Below are 19,507 nucleotides of genomic sequence, written 5' to 3' on the forward strand. Positions count from 1 at the left end.
AAGGTCAGAAGCGGACGTTGAGGCGCTCTGCGTCTAGCGAAGTGAATTGACCCGGTGCGGTCATTAGTCCAGTTGCGGCAAATTCAGGGACGCAAGCTTTCCACCTGAGCCCTGATTTCCGTACTCAGTGGGATCTGCTCCGATTTCCCCCGCGTCTCCACGGCGACATGAGTGACGGGCTGGTGCGGGGGATGCGGGCGCTCGTGGAGGCGCATTCCCTTTGCCCAGAGAAGCAACGCCTCCCAGTGAATGCCGACTATGACCTTCAGCGTCAGTAGAGGGTAGGTCAAGAAGGTCGTCGCCAGCGTCGCGTCACTGAGCGGGCGCCGCTTGCCCGAGAAACTGGCGACGATTAGAGGTCCCTGACCGTCGCTGCCGGTTATGTGAAGCGACACGGCCTCACCGGGCAGGCCGATCCGGAAGCGATATTTCATGCCCATGCCGATGAAAGGCGAGACGTAGAGGCGCTTAGCACAATGCTGCTCCACGACACCTTTGCGATCGCAATCCTCGACAGGGATGAGATAGGTGTGGCGCTGCCCAAACGTATTATTGACCTCATAAAGGATGGCGGCGAGCTCGCCCTCCCGGCGGTGGCAGAAATAGACGCTGAGGGGGTTGAAGGCATAGCCGAGCATTCGCGGCATAGACAGAAGCCGGACGGGTCCACCGTCCGTCTTGATGCCCGCCATAGCGAGCTGGCTCTCGACATAGGCCTTGAGCGACCCGCCGGAACCGTCGCCGTGGTCGCGGTCGACGAAGCCGAAGAGATTGAAGCGGTTGCGCGAGAAGAGCCACAGCCTTGCAGCGAGACTGTCGGCCTCATCGAGGTCAAGCAGCAGAAAGAACATACGGTAGGACAGCCTGTGCCGGCGCGGTTTCAGCCGCTGGTGCATGACCCTGCCGGTATAAAGAGCTGATTGAAGGTCTGGCATCAGGCGGCTGCGAGATCAGGCTGCTCGACGGCTGCCGAAAGGTGGATCCTACCCGATTCGTCGGCAACGTCCCAGGGGCGCCGCATACCAGCCAACGCCTCGGCCACGGCAAGGCCGGACTGCAGCCCGTCCTCGTGGAAGCCGGCGCCGAAATAGGCGCCGCAGAACCAGGTATTGCGAACCCCTTGAAGCGACCAAAGCTTCTTCTGGGCGCGCATCGCCGTCGTGTCGAATGCGGGGTGCTCGTAGACTACGCTATGTTTTACCGCGCCGGCCTCAGGTTCCACAGCAGGGTTGAGCGTGACGAACAGCGGCTGTTGGTTCGGCAGGGACTGCAGCCTGTTCATCCAATACGTGACTGAGAGCTGGCGGGTTTCACCTCTTGTCTCGGCAATGTAATTCCAGCTCGACCAAGCCCGCTTCCTGCGCGGCATGAGGCGGGGATCCGAATGCAGCACGGCCTCGTTGCGACTGTAGCCGAAACTACCCAGCAACTGCTGTTCTTCGTGGCTTGCGTCTGAGAGCATGCGCAGCGCCTGGTTGGCATGGGTCGCCACCACCGCCTGGTCGAAGCGTTGCTCTATGCCGTCAACATCGGTGAGCCATACCGCTCCCGAGTGTCGCGCGATGCGCCGCACGCCACGCCCTAGGAATATCCGGCCGGTAAATCGACCAGCCAAATTCTCAACGTAATTGCGACTGCCGCCATCAACCGTCCGCCACATCGGGCGGGCGGCAAACTTCAGCAAGCCGTGATTGTCGCAGAACCGTATGAAGGCGGCGGCCGGATAGTTTCCGACCTCCGCCGCAGGCGTCGACCAGATCGCGGCAGCCATCGGGTAAAGGTGGTCCTCGCGAAATGCTGCGCCATAACCTTTCGCATCGAGATACTCGGCAAGGCTGCTCTCGCCGATCCGCGAAATGTCGTAGGGCGCTTCGCGATAGAATCGAAGCAGCTCCCGCAGCATCTGCCAGAACCGCAAGCGCGTAACGTTGCCGGGATGTGCGAGAAGCCCGCCCAACCCGGTCCCGGAATATTCCAGGCGGCCGCCGTCCAGCGAAACCGCAAAGGACATCTCGGAAGGTTTGGTGCGCACCCCGATATGGGCAAAAAGAGCCGTCAGATTTGGATAGGTGACCTCATTGTACACGATGAATCCGGTGTCCACCTGGGTTCCGCCGACATCGACGGTGTTGCTGTGGCCGCCAAGGCGGCTATCCGCCTCGAACAATGATACGTTGTGGTGCTGCGAGAGCAGCCATGCCGCCGACAGACCGGAAATGCCACTGCCGACGACCGCTATGTCCATCGGCCCATCCGTGACCGGGCGTTTGCCTGCTACCGTCATACGCACGCTCCAGTTTCCAGTGGAAGGCGTTGCCCTCCTGTCCTAATTTCAACTTCTACGCGGCTGCGGGCGGCATGGATCACAGTTGCGCGGAATGCCGCGGAGGCTTGTGATCCGAACGCCCTCAGCGCGCGTATCAGGGCGCATGGATGCATCGGGATACGAGTTCATTGCCGGCACGGTTTCGCGTACGTTCGATCACACGAGGATCGAAATGGCGATGACCATGCGCGCTGATACGGGGGCGCTATCGGCTGAGGAAGCCAAGCGTCTGCTCGCGGCGGTAGCGGAAGGACGCGATCGCGCAGCCTTTGCAACACTCTTTGGCTTCTACGCGCCGCGACTGAAAGCCTTTATGATGCGGTCCGGCATGGCGGTTTCCACCGCCGAGGACATCGCTCAGGAAACGATGCTGCTGGTCTGGAAGAAGGCCTCATACTTCGATCCGGCGCGTGCCGGGGTCTCGACATGGATATTCACGATCGGCCGCAACGTTAGGATCGATCGACTGCGCCGCGAAAGCCGGCCCGCGGCCGTTGTCAACGCCTTCGATCCCTCGGACGAGCCCGATAGCCCGGTTTCGGGTGAAGCGGCGGTGATGGCGGCAGAGCGCGACGAACGCGTGCGCTCTGCTGTTGCCCTGTTGTCTCCTGAACAGGCCGATATCCTGCGGCTGTCCTTCTTCGGCGACAAACCTCAATCGGAAATAGCGAGCCAACTTCGCATCCCGCTCGGCACAGTAAAATCGCGCGTGCGGCTGGCTCTCAGCCGCCTTCGCCTGATCCTGGACGACCTCAAATGATCAATCATCATCCAAGCGACGAGACGTTGCTCCGCCAAGCCAGTGGCTCCCTGGAGGCCGGACCGCGAATTGTCGTGGCGGTTCATATCGGCGGTTGCCCGGCCTGTGCCGAACGAATTGCGCAATTCGAAGCCACAGGCGGCTTGTTCCTTGATGAAATAGAACCGCAAGCGATGAGCGATGATGCCTTGGACCGGCAGATGGCGAGGATCGAGGTGGACGGCGAAAGGCGCGAGGAGCATTCACGGCCCACGCGCGCCGATATCGGCATCCGTCTGCCTGCGGCTATGGATGGGTGCGGCGTTGGTCCGTGGCGCTGGATCGGTCCCGGAGTGCGCTGGAGCCGGGTGACGGTTCCGCAGGATGCTGGTGCAAATGTCATGCTGCTGAAGGTGGCGGCCGGGCGCAGGATGCCGGAGCATACCCATTCCGGCTACGAATACACTCAAGTGCTGAAGGGCTCGCTTTACGACGCGCGTGGCCGCTACGGTCCGGGCGATCTGGATGAGGCTGACGATGAAGTTCAGCATCAGCCGGTCGTCGATGAAAGCGGGGAGTGTATATGCATCGCCGCCCTCGAGGGGCAGATGAGGCTGCGAGGCTTCTTTGGACGATTGATCCAGCCTCTGCTTGGCGGTTGAGACGTTCCATGAGCGTCGCTACCCCCCTCGTCCTTGCTGCTACCGGTCTTTCGGTGACCATGGTGGTGGCGTGGTACGTTGCTCTGAGAACGGATCGGTCGGGGTGGATCGACGCGATCTGGTCATTCGCCGTAGGCATCTTCGGCGCTTGGGCGGCACTTCTCGTTTCGGCCGCTGACAGCTCGGTGTACCGTCAGTGGCTGGTCGCCATTCTCGCACTCGCCTGGTCGCTGAGGCTAGCCCACCACATCGCCAACCGGACCGCACGCAGCGGCCAGGACGATCCGCGCTACCGCCAGCTCAAGGAACAATGGGGCTCCAGCTTCCGAGCCAGGCTGTTTTGGTTCCTGCAGGTCCAGGCCGCGGCCGCTTTTCTGCTTGTGCTGTCGATCATGGTCGCTGCCCACAATCCCGCCTTCGCCTTCGGTTCAAATGATTGGGCCGGTGTCATGCTAATGTTGCTAGCGGTAGGCGGCGAGGCGACGGCCGACCGGCAGTTGACGGCCTTTCGGGCGGACCCCGCCAACAAAAGCCGGGTCTGCGATGTGGGCCTTTGGCGCCTGTCGCGCCACCCCAACTATTTCTTCGAATGGCTGGCATGGCTCGCCTATGTGGTGATCGGCATCGACCCTTCAGGTCGCTATGTATGGGGATGGTTCACGCTGGCCGGCCCCGTCCTGATGTACTGGCTGCTTGTCCATGTATCGGGCATCCCGCCGCTTGAGGCTCACATGCTGCGCTCGCGTGGCGAGCCATTTCGCCGTTACCAGACGCGCGTCAATGCATTCTGGCCAGGCCCACCAAAGGCGGCGGCCGCCAGTTGAAGGAGATGAAGTGAGCCTGATCGCATCCGCAATCCGCGCTGTCGAGCGCGTTCCGTTGCCAGACTCCGCCACCCGCTACGGCATCGAGGTTCTCGTCGGTCGGACACGGCGGCGGCTGGCGGTGGGGCCCTCAGTCGACGACGGGCGCTTTGCCAAAGACATGGCCGGTCGCTCCATAGCCGAGCACACGGCAGCCGCGAACGACCAGCACTACGAGTTACCACCGGAGTTTTTCGCGCTGACGCTTGGTCCCCGCAGCAAATACTCCTGCTGCCTATATCCCACGGGGTGCGAGACATTGGCCGAGGCGGAGATCGCCGCGCTCGAGCAGACCGTTGACCACGCAGGGCTTCGCGATGGTCAGTTGATCCTCGAACTCGGCTGCGGCTGGGGTTCGCTGACGCTGTTCATGGGGCAGCGTTTTCCGTCGGCCAGAATCGTGGCGGTGTCGAATTCGACTCCGCAGCGACTTTACATTCAGGCGGAGGCAGCAGCACTCGGCCTGCGTAATATCGAGGTCATCACCGCCGACATGAACGAATTCCAGCCGATGGCGCGGTTCGACCGCGTGGTATCGGTTGAAATGTTCGAGCACATGTCCAACTGGCGCGACCTGCTCGCCCGTATCCGAACCTGGCTCCAGCCCGACGGCCGGCTGTTCGTCCACATCTTCAACCATCGCCATAGGCCTTACCGCTTCGACCATCGCGATGAGGCCGACTGGATCGCTCAACACTTCTTCACCGGTGGCATCATGCCGAGCCACAACCTTATCAGCCAATTCCCGGATTGCTTCTCGATCGAGCGCGAATGGCGGTGGAGCGGCCTGCAATACGCACGCACCGCCCGGGACTGGCTCGCGCGCTTCGACAAGAACCGCGGCCAGATCGACGCCATTCTTTCGGCTGTCTATGGCGCTGATGCGTCGCTCTGGCGTCGGCGCTGGCGGCTGTTCTACCTCGCCACCGAAGGCCTGTTCGGCCATGCCGCGGGTAAAGAGTGGGGCGTTAGCCACTATCTGCTCCGGCCGGCCGGCTGACATGCCGGCCTTCGCGCACCTCTGGCGGCGGATCACCGCCTATGCCGCGCATGACGATCCGCTGACGGCCGCCGCTAACTGGATTGCGCTGGTTGTCGCCTGGAACCAGCCCCTCTACCCACTCTATCTATGGGCGGTGGTCGGCGCCGATAAGGTCGCGCCGTCATTTCTCACTTTTCTGTCGACGCCCTTCTTTCTCGCCGTTCCGGCTGTTGCGCGGCGGTATCCGCTCGCCGGGCGCCTCATGCTGCCGCTAACGGGCATCGCCAACGGCATTCTCAGCACCAAGGCGTTCGGTATCGGGTCGGGGGTCGAGATATTCCTCGTTCCTTGCGCGTTGATCGGCGCTGCCTTGTTCAGGCCTTCCGAACGGCCAATCGGGCTCGCTGTGATTGCGCTCTGCGCTGCAGCCTACCTCATACCTGAGCACGTATTCGGTCAGCCACTGGCCGGCTATAGCGCTGCCGACAATAGTGGCATGGTCGGGCTCAATGCCTTGAGCGCCGCGACATTGATCGTCTTTGTCGGCTTGCTTTTGTCGGGCGCCGTCGCAACCTCTGAGGAGCGCGACATCAGGCGCCGCGCAGAAAATAGCGGGTCAGCAGAAAGCCAAGAACCGCCGCCACCGCGCTGAGCAGGGAACCCCAGCAGATATCGGCCACCGTGATGATTGTCGGCCAGCCGCGTACGGTTGCCTGGTTGGTAAGATCGTAGGTCGCGTAGGCGAAGAACCCATAGAGCGCGCCATAGACTGCCGCCGTCGTCCACTTGCCGGTCGAAAAGGCGGGGGCGGTAGCAAAGACGATGATGCCCCCGATGTAGATCAGATAGAACAGGGCAGCCGGCGCGAGGTTGACGTCGTCCACCAATATGTCCGCGAGATAGCGGCGGTAGAGGCGCTGCGACATCGTGGTGAGCCAGACTGCGTCAATGGCAAGGAAGGCGACCAGGGTGGTTGCATAGGCGACCGTGTAGCGGATCATGAAGCTGTTTCCTTTGCACTTGATACCTTGGCCTTGTCTTTTATGGACTGATAATGGATCAATACCCGGTGTCGTGCGGCGCCATGATCAATGATCGGATTTGGGTAAGTCTTGCCAAGCTCTATTTTCGCGTGTGTCAGCAAGGCAGCTGGCGCCTCCCACGGCCGGTGGATGTAGCGGTCGGGCAAGCCAGCGATCTCCGGAACGTAGCGGCGCACATAGTCGCCATGCGGGTCGAACTTTTCGCCCTGAAGGACAGGGTTGAAGATTCGAAAGAAGGGCGCGGCATCCGCGCCTGATCCAGCTACCCACTGCCAACTTGCGGGATTGTTCGCCGGGTCCGCGTCGACAAGAGTGTCCCAGAACCATCTCTCGCCTTCCCGCCAGTCGATCATCAGATCCTTGATGAGAAAGGAGGCGGTGATCATGCGCACGCGGTTGTGCATCCACCCAGTTCGCCAAAGTTCGCGCATGCCTGCATCCACGATCGGGTAACCCGTCATCCCGGTTTGCCAGGCCTTCGTCGCTTGGCCGTCGCCACGCCACGTGAAACCTTCGAATTCCGGGCGGAAGCTGTGCTCGTGCAGGTGAGGATTGTGAAAGAGGAGATGATAGGAGAATTCTCGCCAGCCGATCTCCTTGCGGAATTTCACCGCCCCAGCCTTGTCCGACTGCCGCACTGCGGCAAATATTTGAACTGGGGTGACTTCCCCGAACGCCAAATGGGGTGAGAGGCGCGAGGTGCCCCGGACGGAGGGTATATCGCGTCGGTTTTCGTAGTCAGCCAAATCCTCATTCTGGAAGGCCTGCAGTCGTTGCCGAGCGCCCGCTTCGCCTGGGGTCCATTGCTCTGCAAGCCCTTCTGCCCAATCGGGCGTTTTGGGAAGGAGGTCGAGTTCGTCCAGGGACAGGCCGTCGAACTTGCCCTCCCAGCCATGGATTGATTTCGGGGGATCGATCGGATCGCGTAGGTCGCTCCCGCTATTCAGTGCCTTCCAAAAAGGGGTGTAGACCTTGTAGTATCCGCCTGAGCCAGTCTTGAGCAGGGAGGGCTCATGGAGCAGCGCGCCATCGAAGCTTTGCGCGATCAGCCCGGCTTCGCGAATCTCCGTCTTCAGCGCCGCGTCTATTGCCGCTTCGGCCGGCTGGTAACGGCGGTTCCAGTAAACACAATCCGCACCGCTCGCCTCAATGGCCGTGGCGACGACATCTCGTGTTCTGCCCCGTGCAAAAATAAGCTTCGCGCCGGAATCGTGCAGATTCTGGCTAAGCTCGGCTAGCGAATTGTGTAGCCACCAGCGGCTTGCTGCCCCCATCGGCCTAATGCTCTCGCTTTCTTCGTCAAAAGTGAAGAGCGCCAGGACAGGTCCCTTGCGATCGGCCGCTGCCGCGAGGGCAGCGTTGTCGCTAACGCGCAGGTCGCGCCGAAACAGCACAATGGTCGGCGCCGAACCTGAACTGCCGTTCATTGTGTCGCCCGCTTCACTTTGCCGGCGTCCAACTGGTATTTTTGCAGATTACTCCACCGATGACACAGCCGCGCGTGGACAACCCTTTGCGGGCGACCCGCAGGGACATTGAAAAGGTGAGCCTTCGCTTGGGGTCATAGGCGGTCCCCGTCAACGTGCTGCCGGAATTCGGCTTGAGCGTCATGATCAGCTTGTCGCCAACGTCTTCGCCTTTGCTGGTATCCCTGATCCACAGATTGGTTGCGCACAATTTCTCCCCGCATGGAGCAATCTTGACGCGGGCATTGCCGTCGTCCCTCAACCACACGCCGCCGGCGTCTGATAGAACGTCGGCATGTGCCATTGCTGAAACAAGCGTAGCCGCTGCGAATGCAGTTATCCCTTTCATTGGCCAAGTCTCCGTACGCCCAACTCACATTGTACGTCGCGACGGTCGGCGCGGATCACCTGGTCTGCGGAAGCGGCCAAACGCCCGCCACAACGCACGAGGGTTGGCAGGTCCGTGTCACGTAGACATCCGCAATGATCGCTTCGGACTGTATGGTGACCTACAGCTCAGTCACCAATGATGTCTGCTTTCTGGCAACGGCACAGCCGGCTTCAACGTCCGATATGAGGCGGTGGGTTCAACCGGCGCGAAGCGGCCATTCGCCGTGCAGGAGACGAAGGTCACCCTTGGGCCATATTCAATCGGCCGACAGGCTGCTGCGCGCCGGATTGGAAGCGATAGAGGCCACGATGCGCTCCTTGAGGCCGCGCCTATATTCGCCGCGAAGCTCTCCCACCGCATCCCCAACTTTACCAGCAAATCTCGGACTGCCACCACCTCCGGATATCGCGGCCCCTCTGACTCTTTTCCCGCTCCTCAAACGTCTTAGCTACAGTTCAGCAATGGAGAAGGTCGATGAGCCTCAAGGACAAGAAAATCGTGGTCACCGGCGGAAGCCGTGGCCTTGGCCTCGGATTGGTCGAGGCACTGGTCGAACATGGCGCTGAGGTGACCGTGGTCGCCCGTGGCGCCGAGGCGCTGGAAGCGGTCGGTGCGCGGCTCGGGGTCGCCACGATCTCCGCCGACGTCACGGACGAGGACGCGGCCTATCGCATCCTTGGCGAGGTTAGCCCTGATATAGTGGTGCTGAACGCAGGTGCCACGCCGCGCATGGGGCGATTGGATCAGCTGAATTGGGAGGATTTCTCCATCGCATGGGAAACTGACGTCAAGGCCGGCCTCTACTGGCTGCAGGCGGCACTGAACCTGCCGCTCAAGCCAGGCAGCCGCGTGCTGGTGGGATCGAGCGGAGCTGCCGTTACCGGGTCGCAGATGTCGGGCGGTTATGGCGGCTCCAAGCGTATGCTCTGGTTCATGGCCAAATATGCCAATGGTGTGGCGCAGGAGAAGAAGCTCGGCATCCGCTTCCAGGCGATCGTGCCAAGGCAGATTATCCTCGGCACGGGAATCGGGGATGTCGCGGCCGGGGCCTATGCCGGCTCGATTGGCATCACGCCGGAACAATTCGTGACCCGCTTCGGCGCACCGATGCCGCCCCGAGCATTCGGCGACAGGGTCATTTCCGTGCTGGAAGACCCGCAATATGCGGAAGGGGTGGTCTTCGGCCTCAATGGCGACGCGGGGGTCACGGTCATGGAGGGCACGGCGTCTTGAGCGATGGAGGGCCCGCCGTGGACCGCGACAGACAAGAAGGGCTGCTTGCCCTTGCTGCCGCGTTGCGGCCGGAGCTGCACCGCTATTGCTCGCGTCTGATGGGGTCGGTCATCGACGGCGAGGACGTCGTGCAGGACACTTTTGCCCGAGCCTTCGTTGCCTTGGACGAGCTGTGCGAGGTGCCGCAGTTGCGACCATGGCTGTTCCGGATCGCCCACAACCGTGCGCTGGACCTGCTGCGCAGCCGCGCAATCCGCGTCGCGGAGCCGATCGAGGCGGCCCTTGAAATTGTCGACGACGCCAAGGCCGACCCGATGGAGGCGCTGATGCGCAGGGAAGCCGTAGAGACCGCAGTGTCGCGTTTTGCGGAACTTCCGATCCTCCAGCGCAGCGTCATCATCCTGAAGGATGTGCTTGACGAGCCGCTGGCCGAGATCGCCGGTCTGCTGGATATGACGGTCGACGCGGTGAAGGGGCATCTGGCGCGCGGTCGCGCCCGGCTTCGGGAGATCAATGCCGATGCTGCCGCGCTCCCCGATGCAGGCATCGCGTCCGCCGCTGTGGTCCGCTATGTCACCCTGTTCAACCAGCGCGACTGGGACGGCTTGCGCGCGCTGCTTGCCGACGACGTGAAACTCCATCAGTCCCTGCACCCGCCGCGCTCAGGGGCGGCGGATGTCGGCATGTTCTTCACAATTTACGCAAGGAGCGATCGCCTATGGCTCACGCCGGCCTGGCTTGAGGACCGGGAGGTGATCGCGGTGTTCGAAGACCCGGCCAACCCAACGCCCGATTATTTTATGTGGCTGGAGTGGCGGGAAGGGCGGATCAGTTTCATCCGCGACTATCGCTATGTCCGCTATGTCACCGACGACGCGGAACTGGTGCTGGCAAAGGACGCCGGATCTTTCGGTCGCGGCACTGGATACCGATGAATGGGCGCGCATCGCGTGCCGGATAAAGCTGTCTTGCCGAATGGGGTGATGCAGAACTTTGGAGGTCCTACCCGATCCGCCTGAGGCGTTCCTTATGTGCCCGCGATTGGCGCCGCGCTAACGCGACTGCATCAGCGTGCGTGCCGCATCTTTGCCCGCTGTGAGGATGCGATCCGACAAGTCCGTGCCTTCGACGGCGCGGGCCAGTTGCAGCGTGCCGATGAGCGTCGCAAAGACAGCCAGCGCCGTGCCTTCCGGGTCCTTGGCCTGTGGAATTGCGGCGGCCAGCTGGTGCGCCAGAGCCAGCAAGCGGTCGGTATAGACCGCGCGCGTTTCCGGTGGCTGACGCGCCAGTTCCGGCAACAGCGCGGCGGACGCGCAGCCTTGTCCCGGATTGTCCCGATGCTCGGCCGACAGATAGGCCTCTATGGCCACCTCCGGGCCGCCCGAGGCCAGTGCTTGCGCCAATTGCCGCGCCTGAAGCTCCATGGCTGCCGCCACGCTTTCACGCACGAGCTCCGCCTTGGATTGGAAATGCGGGTAGAAGGCGCCGTTGGTCAGTCCGGCGTCGCTCATGATGGTCGCCAGTCCGGACGCGGCGATGCCGTCACCCCGGAAGCGATCGGCGGCGACTTCCATGATCCGGCCGCGTGACGCGTCCTTGCGGCCCTTTTCGTAGCGCATGGCTGCTCCTGCCTTTCTGCTATTGCATTATGGTCGTAATTTGATATTATGAGTGTAATTCAATCAACGGGAAAAAGCTAGCCCTCGCGGCTTTGGAGCATGACATGAGTATGAATTCCGGAAAGACCGCCATTGTGACCGGAGCCTCCTCGGGCATCGGCCGCGCCAGCGCCGAAGCCTTGGCGCGAGCGGGCTTTACCGTCTTCGGGACGAGCCGCAGTGCGGCCGGCAACGGCCCGGACGGGGTGACCATGCTGGCTTGCGATGTGACGGACGGCGAGTCGGTCGCAGCCCTCGTCTCGACGGTGCTCTCGCGGACCGGCCGGATCGACGTGCTTGTCAACAATGCCGGCGTCGGCATGCTTGGCGGCGCAGAGGAATTCTCGATTCCACAGGTACAGGCCCTGTTCGACGTCAATCTGTTTGGCGTCATCCGCATGACCAATGCGGTGTTGCCTTCGATGCGGCGACGCGGCCAAGGGCGCATCGTCAATATCGGCTCGATTCTAGGATTGGTACCCGCGCCATACTCAGCACACTACTCGGCCGTCAAGCACGCGCTCGAGGGCTATTCGGAATCGCTCGATCACGAGGTGCGTGCCTTTAATATTCGCGTCTCGGTCATCGAGCCGGCATTCGTGCGCACCGTCTTCGACCAGAATGGCATCGAGCCGGATTCTCTCTTCAGGGAATACGATCAGGCGCGAGCCGGGTTCAAGGCGCTGCTTGCCGATGTGATGCCCAAGGCCGATCTGCCGGAAGTGGTGGCGGAGGTGGTCGTCAGGGCGGCGACCGATGCCCGCCCACGTCGGCGCTATACCGCAGGCAAGGCTGCACGGCAGGTCAGTCTGCTGCGCCGCTTCGCTCCTGCCGAGATGTTCGACAAGACCTTGCGCAAGCAGTTCCGCCTGCCGGTCTGAACGACGGCGAGGCGTGCCCGTGCGACACACCATAATCCCTTTCAGAAAGTCACCGCCATGAAGGCATTCGTTGTCGATAAATACAACAAGAAGGGCGTTCTGCGGCTGGCCGAGATGCCGGAACCGGAGGTCGGGGACAGCGACGTGCTGGTCGAGATCCATGCCGCGGGGGTGAACCTGCTCGATTCCAAGGTCAAGACCGGAGAGTTCAAGCTCATTTTGCCCTATCGCCGGCCGTTCGTCCTGGGCCACGACGTGGCGGGGAAGGTCATGCGCGTGGGCTCGAAAGTCCGCAAGTTCAAACCCGGTGACGATGTCTATGCGCGGCCGCGCGATGGCCGGATCGGGGCGTTCGCCGAGTTCATTGCCATGGATGAGGCCGACGTGGCGTTGAAGCCCAAAAATCTCAGCATGGAAGAGGCGGCCTCGATCCCGCTGGTCGGGCTGACCGCCTGGCAGGTGCTGGTCGAAAAAGCAAATCTAGGGAAAGGCCAGAAGGTCCTCATCCAGGCCGGCTCCGGCGGCGTCGGCACATTCGCCATCCAACTGGCAAAGCAGCTGGGCGCGATCGTGGCGACAACGGCGAGCGCGGCGAGTGCGGGTCTGGTCAAGGGGCTCGGCGCCGATATCGTCGTCGACTACCGGAAAGACGATTTCGAAAAAATCCTGTCGGGCTACGACGTGGTGCTGAACAGCCAGGACGCCAAAACGCTTGAAAAATCGCTCAATGTGCTGAAACCGGGCGGCAAGCTCATCTCGATCTCCGGCCCGCCGGATCCCGAATTCGCCAGGGAAAAGCGACTGAACCTGGTGCTGAGGACGGTGCTGCGCCTGCTAAGCCGCGGCATCCGGTCCAGAGCCAGGCGCCGTGGCGTGAGCTTTTCGTTCCTTTTCATGTGGGCGCAAGGTGACCAGCTGGGCAAGGTCACTTCCCTCATCGAATCCGGAGCGATCCGCCCGGTTGTCGATCGGATCTTTCCCTTCGAAGCGACCAACGAGGCTCTGGCCTACGTCGAGACAGGACGCGCCAAGGGCAAGGTGGTCATCAAGATCAGATAGAAGGCCAAAACCCCGCTGGCCGCGCCAGTGGCGAGTCCTTTCGAGAAGCAGACGCTTATCCCGCTAATCCGGCAGCCGCACTTCGCATCTTCGCATAAGCCAGGGATCGCCATGGGCCATGAGCTTTCCCTGATCGACAAGGGCCACGATACGGCTCAGCAGCATCAAGTCGCCAACCTGGATATACGGCTCCATATTGTGTCCCATGGTCTCGGCGATGACCCGTGCAATCTTGCGCCAATCCTTGCTGGCTCGCTCGAGCAGGAGCTCATCGAAGATATCCGCTGGCGCCGAGACGAGCCCAGAATCGCTGACGACGCGGAACGGTGCGTTTTCGGATTTCAAACTCCGCCAGCGCCGCGCGGCATCCTCTCGTTCCTGGCTCGTCATCGCGCGTTCCGTGCCGAACAACAAGGCAAGCTCCGTTTCGCTCATGAGCGAAACGGCCTGTTTGGGGCTCGACAATCGCGGCTTGCCGTCGGGCCGCGTCATCGGCATTTGCAGCCCGGTGACGTCGATGATGTCGTAGGAGCGGTCGCCCAGGCGATCCACCAGGGCCAGGAAGAAAGCATGCTCCTGGGCGCTGTGGCGTCCGACCCAGACGACGAGACGGTCCGAGGTCGACATGATTTGCTTCCAGAAACCGTCGAAATCGACGTCGTGCTCGTCATACTCGTCGTACATCGACGCCCACCAGTGCGTTCGTGCCGAGGACTCCTCGGAATCAATTGGGCCGCAGCTGAGATTGTCGCGAAAACTGATGACGTCGTCGGTACGCCCACTGGTGCGGATCGCCCGGCGAAGCGAATGACCCGCCGAATGGCCGGGCGCGATGTGCAGTATGCCGCTGCGCCACCTCTGCGTCCCATCAGGGTTCAAATCTCGCTTGAAATGGTCGGTTTCAGAAAACGTGAAATGGACGACCAGCCGTCCGTCCGACAGCAGAAGCTGGTACGCGGTGGTTTTGCCGGACGACCAATGGGCGACGAAACGGATTTCATCATTCCCATGCGTCAGGTCTTGGATTTCCGCGCGTTCGCCGCTGGAGCCATCGATGGCGTGCACGACAAGGTGGCCATCGACAATCTTGATCTCGATCGTCGTGGTCGTGTGCCGGTCGTTCCCGGCAATCCAGCGGCCAACAAAATCCTTCATCAGCCTTGATCCCCGCCATTGCTCATTTCTCAAACGGCTCGAGATCGCCCGCGCGGGCTACTCCGAAAAGCTCACGCTCACGCCGCGCTGGCGAAAATAGGCCTGCATCAACTTGCGGCCCGAGCGGTTGCTCTGCGCCAGCTTGGTCGGATCGAACACCGCCTGTTTCAGCCCCTCGCGTGCCAGCGCTGCCTTAAGCGCCGCTATATGCGCGTCGATCTCGGCATTGTCCGCGCGGAGCGAGGCATAGATATTCTCGGTCGCCTCGGCCACGGTCAGTTCGCTCACAGCTGTCGTCCTTTGGTTGGTTGGTCGGGCGGCGGCTTAGCATAGATTCGCGGCTCCGCGATACCGATGGGAGCGGCAGTGCACGGAGCATGGGTTTTGATGCGGCAATCCATCCGGTGGCTCCGCCTGATGCGCTCACGCTAAGGGCTGGCGCTGATTAGCTGTGCGCGACGACGAGATGGCGGCGTCGGCCAACGGCATCGCACCTGGGTATCAAGAGCCTGCTCGGCTCGTGGGGCGCCATCTAGCAAAAGCGTTGCCCGCCCTAAGAACTAGCGTCCGCCCTCTCCGTGCTATAAATTTGACTATCGACGCCGTCCTAAGGCCGACCGCCATTTTAGCATGCCCAAGGACGTATGTGCAGCACATGGGCTCAAGCCACCCGCCCGCACATCCCTTGTGGATTGACCCGCGAGGAGGGATCAGCATGTCACAACGTCTCAACATAGGCCCGCTGCAACTTGGCGAAACGGCGCCCAATGTCGTGCTCGACGCGATTACCCGCGAGGGCAAGATCGCCATCGACGATTTCCGAGGCGAGAAACCAGTTCTGGTTGGGCTGTATCGAGGTCTCCATTGTCCTTTTTGCAGGCGCCAAATCGCCATGCTTTGGAAACTCACCCCAGCCCTCAACGAAAAGGGCATCGAAAGCCTGACAGTGGTCAACACGCCCATCGAGCGGGCGCGCCTCTACCTGCGGTATCATCCGATGCTCGGCCTGCTCGCGGCATCCGATCCGGAGCGGACTTCACACCGCGCCTTTGGATTGCCGAATATGCAGATCACCGAAGACGAGAGCGCATGGCCGCAAAAGGTTTCAATGAGCGATGTGAAGTCGATGCGGGTCGACTTGCCGGGCGAGATGCCGGAGCCGATGAACCCGTTTGCGGCGCTCGAATATCTGAACAAGAAGGACAGCTACGATATAACGGAAGCGGATCAACAGATGATGGCCACCGGCATTGCGCAGCTCGTCGGCCAGTTCTTGCTGGACCGCGATGGCGTCGTTCGCTGGACTTCCAACGAGGTGCTCGATGGTGGCCTATTCGGCGCCCCGAACACTCAGGAACTGATGTCGGCAGCGTCGCAAATCGGAAGGTAAGGTGTAGCTTCGGTAGTGGGGCTAGGCGCAGGATTACGCGAGTTGGCGGCCGTTGCCTGATAGGGCCCGTTCAGTTCGTTGCGCTGGCATTGGTTGCGGCAAAGGCCGCGGCTGCCGGTTGGAGCAACTGCGCGCCTCTTCGGCTGACATGAGGCGCAACTGCGACCTCCAGCGTGGTTGCCGCTAGTGTCTGCTTTCAGTGGTTGGCAGGACTGGGTTCTACAGCCGACATTGGGCGCAAAGCGGCAATTCGCCCAAAGGCAACGAAGGTCGCCTTTGGGCCTGGTGCAATCGATGATTCACGCAGCGCGCCCGCCGGGTGTTGGGCGCGCCGTCGCTACCCGCGCTTTTCAATCACCGCGTACAGCACATTGCGGTTCTCGCCGAAATACACCTTTGCCTCGACCGCGTTGCGGTCGACGCTGGCGTTGACGATGTTCCACATGTCGACCTCCGAGCGCAGCAGCAGCACCCAGTCCATGAAGGTTTCGCGGTAGCCGGCGTCGGGGGTGCCTTCGGCATAGTTGGCGAACAGGAATGTGCCGTTCGGCTTCAGCATCTGCAGGCAGGTCTTGGTCAGCTTCACCGCGACGTTGTGCTGGAGGTAGTCGTAAAGGCCTGAGGCGTAGATCAGGTCGAACTTGCCGAGCTTGTGGCTTCTGGTCAGCACGGTGCGCACCGAGCCGTCGATGGCTTCGACCGCGGTGCCCTGGAAGTCGCGCGCGATCAGTCCGACACTTTGCGGATCCTGGTCGAGCGCCACCCAGCGCTTGAGACGGCCCTCGGCCAAGGCAACGGAGCGATTGGCTTCGCGCAGATGGCCGGCAGCGATGGCGAGCACCTCGGTGTCAGGCCCGTTCTTGGCCGCGGTCTCATCGACGTAGCGGGTCAGGAGATCGCGCCGTTCGCGTGCCGCCACGCATGACGGAACGTTCTGCGTGTGGCTGTAAAGCGCCTTGCCGATCTCCGAAGCGCTCGCCACGCTCTCGGCCACGTGCGGGTCGCAATAGATGTAGTCGAGCAGCTGCGCGTCGCCGGAATAGCCCCTGGGCTTGGTGAAGGACCAGTGCGTCAGCGGATCCTCGAGAAAGTACTTCAGGATCGGGTGGTTCTGCGCCACCGGGATCAAGGCCTGCCAGACGTCGGGATGCACCTTGGCGCGCAGTGCGCTGAGCAGCGACAGCAGGCGGCGAACGATCTCGGCGGGAAATTTCTGTTGCTCGATCTGCTGCTGTGTCGCGTGGAGGATGAGGGCCAGCTCGGCGCGGGCGGTCTCGAACGCTTCGCCATGTTGCTCGAGCGTACCTTTACGCAGACTGCCGGCGATCATCTCGGCGGTAATCAGGCTTTGGCCATCAAACACGGTTTGCACACCAGGACTCCTTGGTTAACAGTCAGTTAACTTATTGCGTAGAATACTTCATTTGCCAACGGCACCTCGGGGCATTTTATCGTTATGATTAATTTCCCGCTAACCATCTCAATTTATTAGCGATCTTGCAGATAAGATTCTGGGTTCGAGTTAACGCAAACTTGTCTGGAGCCATCGCATTTTAGCGCGTGGCAATCGTGTCGCGTCCCAAGGAGTCGTCCTGCGTGGGGGCAGAAGCTGGAAAAGAGTTCGGAGCGCAAAACCCCCTTTCGCAGGGGTTTGTGAACGAACGCGCGTCATCCAGATTGGCCGATATGGCGGATGTGGAACCGTATGATCCGCGCCAGGAATTGGGGGCGGCGGAGCTGCGCATCCTTTACCGCGTCGAAGCCCTGGCGAAGCGAAGGAAGGACGCCAGGCCCGGGCTGTGGATCGCCGTCGTCATCTATGTGCTGTTTTCGGTATCGGACCTGCTGCTGATACCTGACGTGGCGGCCTATACGATCACAGCGCGCTTCGCTGTCGGATTGACCGCTCTGCTGACCCTGGAAACCCAGCTTCGTCGGGGCGCCGCCACGGAATGGCTTGATGTGACCTGTGCCGCGGCCATCATCTTTGGCTATATCGGTTGGCTGTGCCCGGCATCCTTGGGGGCGGACAAGGAAAGCGTCGCCTACTATATGGTTTTCGGCACCATTTTCATGATGAGTGCCAATCTTTTCTTCACATTCAGCTTCAAGGTGTCGATCATAACGTCGACAATCATCCTGTGCATTCTGTACGTGGTGAACTACTTTTTACCGGCGTCGCTGACATACAAGATGGTGTTCGGGACGTTCTACGTTTCATGCTTCACCTTCACCTCCTATGTGAACTGGAAGCTGAACGAGGAGCGCTACAACGTCTTCCTGAACGCGCTGGAAGCCAAGATCCAGCACAAGGAGGCCACCGAACGCGGCAAGGCGCTGCTCAGACTGTCGCGGACGGATCCGCTGACAGGCCTGGAAAACCGGCGCGCCATCGACGAGAAGCTGCGCGACTATTGGAGCGACTGGCAAAAGCTCGGCAGCAAGTTCGCGGCGATCCTCATCGACGTCGACTTCTTCAAGAAATTCAACGACTGCTACGGCCACCAGGAAGGCGACCGCTGCCTGATCCATGTCGCCAATGCGTTGAGCGATCTGATCAAGAACTACAATGGCTCGATCGGGCGCTATGGCGGTGAGGAATTCATCGTCCTCGCCCGCATGGACAAGAAGGAACAGGTCACGGAGCTGGCGGAAGCCATTTGCCGCACTGTGGAGAGCCTGGCGATCACCCATGAGCTGCGGCGCGACGGGGTCTCGATCGTGACGGCGAGCGTGGGCGCTGCCTTCACCAGGACGCAGGCCGGCGCCAAGCTGGAGAAGATCATCCACGAGGCCGACCGCGCGCTCTATCTGGCCAAGGCCGGCGGCCGCAATTGTGTCCGGCTGTTCGACCCGACCGATCCGCAGAGCAGCGACGAGAGCGAGAACCTGGCGGCGCTGCTGAAGATCGCGATCGCGCAGGGCCTGGTTTCACTCGTCTATCAGCCCATCCAGGATGTCGTGTCGGGCCGGGTCGAGGCGGTGGAGGCGCTGATGCGCCTCAAGATGCTGGATGGCACCCTGGTGCCGCCGAGCCTGTTCATTCCCGTCGCGGAACGCACCGGCGCGATCCTGGAACTCGGCCGCTGGGCTATCAGGACGGTCTGTACCGAGCTGCTCGCTGACGATCACGTGCGTGTCGTCAGCGTCAACGTCTCGCCGATCCAGCTCAAGACGCCTGGCTTCGCCGCGTCCGTCGCCACCATCCTGGGCGAGACGGGCGTGACCGGCAACAGGCTGGCCTTCGAAATCACCGAAGGTCTCGAGATGGAGATGCACTCGGACATTCTGCGCTGCATCAGCGACCTGAAGCTGCTCGGCATCAAGATCTGGCTCGATGATTTCGGCACCGGCTTTGCCGGCCTGTCGTGGCTGCGCCTGATCGATTTCGACACGGTCAAGATCGACCGCTCGTTCCTGCACGATTGCGGCACGCCGAAGGGCATGGCCATGCTGCAGGACATCATCGCCCTGGTGCGCAACCGCGGCCACCAGATCCTGGTCGAAGGCGTGGAAACCGACGAGCAGATCGCGCTCATGCGCGAGTTCGGCATCGACAGGATCCAGGGCTTTCGCGTCGGCCGTCCGGTTCCCGCCGCGAGCTACCAGGCCAAGCGGGGCGTACAAAAACGTCCTTACCTGAGGTCCGCGTAACGGCC

Annotated in this window: 20 protein-coding genes; 11 read left to right on the forward strand and 9 right to left on the reverse strand. The window is 61.7% G+C overall.

Annotated elements, in window-relative coordinates:
• Positions 1 to 83 precede the first annotated feature (83 nt).
• Both AC04SF_RS06115 and AC04SF_RS06120 read right to left on the reverse strand, forming a co-directional pair.
• Positions 84 to 938, reverse strand: coding sequence for a DUF1365 domain-containing protein (locus AC04SF_RS06115; RefSeq protein WP_488477335.1), 855 nt, complete (start codon positions 936 to 938; stop codon positions 84 to 86).
• Positions 935 to 2,284: an NAD(P)/FAD-dependent oxidoreductase gene (locus AC04SF_RS06120; RefSeq protein ID WP_488476967.1), complete on the reverse strand. Its 1,350-nt coding sequence runs from the start codon at positions 2,282 to 2,284 to the stop codon at positions 935 to 937. Before AC04SF_RS06120 ends, AC04SF_RS06115 begins: the two co-directional genes overlap by 4 nt.
• Positions 2,285 to 2,429: 145 nt before the next feature.
• On the opposite strand from AC04SF_RS06120, the gene AC04SF_RS06125 reads away from it, so the two are divergent.
• Genes AC04SF_RS06125 through AC04SF_RS06145 form a run of 5 tightly spaced genes read left to right on the forward strand, consistent with a single transcriptional unit; the run spans position 2,430 to position 6,224 of the window.
• Entirely contained in the window at positions 2,430 to 3,086 is a 657-nt protein-coding gene (locus tag AC04SF_RS06125) for a sigma-70 family RNA polymerase sigma factor (protein WP_488476968.1), read from the forward strand.
• Positions 3,083 to 3,727, forward strand: coding sequence for a ChrR family anti-sigma-E factor (locus AC04SF_RS06130; RefSeq protein ID WP_488476969.1), 645 nt, complete (start codon positions 3,083 to 3,085; stop codon positions 3,725 to 3,727). Before AC04SF_RS06125 ends, AC04SF_RS06130 begins: the two co-directional genes overlap by 4 nt.
• Before the next feature lie 8 nt (positions 3,728 to 3,735).
• A complete protein-coding gene (locus tag AC04SF_RS06135) occupies positions 3,736 to 4,551 on the forward strand; it encodes a DUF1295 domain-containing protein (protein WP_488476970.1) in 816 nt (271 codons plus the stop codon).
• Between the two features lie 10 nt (positions 4,552 to 4,561).
• Positions 4,562 to 5,590 (forward strand): SAM-dependent methyltransferase, encoded by a 1,029-nt coding sequence (locus tag AC04SF_RS06140; RefSeq protein ID WP_488476971.1) that lies wholly within the window; start codon positions 4,562 to 4,564, stop codon positions 5,588 to 5,590.
• A 1-nt stretch (position 5,591) separates the two neighbouring features.
• Positions 5,592 to 6,224 carry a hypothetical protein gene (locus AC04SF_RS06145; RefSeq protein WP_488476972.1) on the forward strand — a complete coding sequence of 211 codons (633 nt, stop codon included), beginning with the start codon at positions 5,592 to 5,594 and terminating at the stop codon, positions 6,222 to 6,224.
• Here AC04SF_RS06145 and AC04SF_RS06150 read toward each other — a convergent pair.
• The 3 genes from AC04SF_RS06150 to AC04SF_RS06160 are packed head-to-tail and all read right to left on the reverse strand — an operon-like array spanning position 6,163 to position 8,430.
• Complete coding sequence (locus AC04SF_RS06150) at positions 6,163 to 6,573, reverse strand: DUF2177 family protein (protein ID WP_488476973.1); 411 nt, start codon at positions 6,571 to 6,573, stop codon at positions 6,163 to 6,165. The two genes, AC04SF_RS06145 and AC04SF_RS06150, sit on opposite strands and share 62 nt — an antisense overlap.
• Positions 6,570 to 8,042 carry a cryptochrome/photolyase family protein gene (locus tag AC04SF_RS06155; protein ID WP_488476974.1) on the reverse strand — a complete coding sequence of 491 codons (1,473 nt, stop codon included), beginning with the start codon at positions 8,040 to 8,042 and terminating at the stop codon, positions 6,570 to 6,572. Before AC04SF_RS06155 ends, AC04SF_RS06150 begins: the two co-directional genes overlap by 4 nt.
• Positions 8,043 to 8,055: 13 nt before the next feature.
• The gene (locus AC04SF_RS06160; RefSeq protein WP_488476975.1) at positions 8,056 to 8,430 is read right to left on the reverse strand and encodes a DUF2147 domain-containing protein; all 375 of its coding nucleotides are present in this window, start codon (positions 8,428 to 8,430) and stop codon (positions 8,056 to 8,058) included.
• Positions 8,431 to 8,946: 516 nt separating this feature from the next.
• Between AC04SF_RS06160 and AC04SF_RS06165 the strand changes: the two genes are divergently transcribed.
• Both AC04SF_RS06165 and AC04SF_RS06170 read left to right on the forward strand, forming a co-directional pair.
• Entirely contained in the window at positions 8,947 to 9,705 is a 759-nt protein-coding gene (locus tag AC04SF_RS06165) for an SDR family NAD(P)-dependent oxidoreductase (RefSeq protein ID WP_488476976.1), read from the forward strand.
• Positions 9,702 to 10,640 (forward strand): sigma-70 family RNA polymerase sigma factor, encoded by a 939-nt coding sequence (locus AC04SF_RS06170; protein WP_488476977.1) that lies wholly within the window; start codon positions 9,702 to 9,704, stop codon positions 10,638 to 10,640. The genes AC04SF_RS06165 and AC04SF_RS06170 overlap by 4 nt, the downstream gene beginning before the upstream one ends.
• Positions 10,641 to 10,757: 117 nt before the next feature.
• On the opposite strand, the gene AC04SF_RS06175 is transcribed toward AC04SF_RS06170, so the two are convergent.
• Positions 10,758 to 11,324 carry a TetR/AcrR family transcriptional regulator gene (locus AC04SF_RS06175; RefSeq protein ID WP_488476978.1) on the reverse strand — a complete coding sequence of 189 codons (567 nt, stop codon included), beginning with the start codon at positions 11,322 to 11,324 and terminating at the stop codon, positions 10,758 to 10,760.
• Positions 11,325 to 11,428: 104 nt separating this feature from the next.
• On the opposite strand from AC04SF_RS06175, the gene AC04SF_RS06180 reads away from it, so the two are divergent.
• Together AC04SF_RS06180 and AC04SF_RS06185 are read left to right on the forward strand one after the other, a co-directional pair.
• Complete coding sequence (locus tag AC04SF_RS06180) at positions 11,429 to 12,244, forward strand: oxidoreductase (protein WP_488477336.1); 816 nt, start codon at positions 11,429 to 11,431, stop codon at positions 12,242 to 12,244.
• A 57-nt stretch (positions 12,245 to 12,301) separates the two neighbouring features.
• Positions 12,302 to 13,303, forward strand: coding sequence for an NADP-dependent oxidoreductase (locus AC04SF_RS06185; protein WP_488476979.1), 1,002 nt, complete (start codon positions 12,302 to 12,304; stop codon positions 13,301 to 13,303).
• Between the two features lie 63 nt (positions 13,304 to 13,366).
• Here AC04SF_RS06185 and AC04SF_RS06190 read toward each other — a convergent pair whose 3' ends face one another.
• Together AC04SF_RS06190 and AC04SF_RS06195 are read right to left on the reverse strand one after the other, a co-directional pair.
• Complete coding sequence (locus tag AC04SF_RS06190; RefSeq protein ID WP_488476980.1) at positions 13,367 to 14,458, reverse strand: DUF3658 domain-containing protein; 1,092 nt, start codon at positions 14,456 to 14,458, stop codon at positions 13,367 to 13,369.
• A 57-nt stretch (positions 14,459 to 14,515) separates the two neighbouring features.
• Positions 14,516 to 14,746: a hypothetical protein gene (locus AC04SF_RS06195; RefSeq protein ID WP_095200414.1), complete on the reverse strand. Its 231-nt coding sequence runs from the start codon at positions 14,744 to 14,746 to the stop codon at positions 14,516 to 14,518.
• 427 nt (positions 14,747 to 15,173) lie between these two features.
• On the opposite strand from AC04SF_RS06195, the gene AC04SF_RS06200 reads away from it, so the two are divergent.
• Positions 15,174 to 15,848: a peroxiredoxin-like family protein gene (locus AC04SF_RS06200; protein ID WP_488477337.1), complete on the forward strand. Its 675-nt coding sequence runs from the start codon at positions 15,174 to 15,176 to the stop codon at positions 15,846 to 15,848.
• Between the two features lie 337 nt (positions 15,849 to 16,185).
• Here the strand turns inward: AC04SF_RS06200 and AC04SF_RS06205 are convergent, their stop codons facing one another.
• A complete protein-coding gene (locus AC04SF_RS06205; protein WP_095200416.1) occupies positions 16,186 to 17,220 on the reverse strand; it encodes a class I SAM-dependent methyltransferase in 1,035 nt (344 codons plus the stop codon).
• A 314-nt stretch (positions 17,221 to 17,534) separates the two neighbouring features.
• Between AC04SF_RS06205 and AC04SF_RS06210 the strand changes: the two genes are divergently transcribed.
• Positions 17,535 to 19,502, forward strand: coding sequence for a putative bifunctional diguanylate cyclase/phosphodiesterase (locus AC04SF_RS06210; RefSeq protein WP_488476981.1), 1,968 nt, complete (start codon positions 17,535 to 17,537; stop codon positions 19,500 to 19,502).
• Positions 19,503 to 19,507 lie beyond the last annotated feature (5 nt).

Source organism: Mesorhizobium sp. CNPSo 4671 (genome assembly GCF_057784245.1).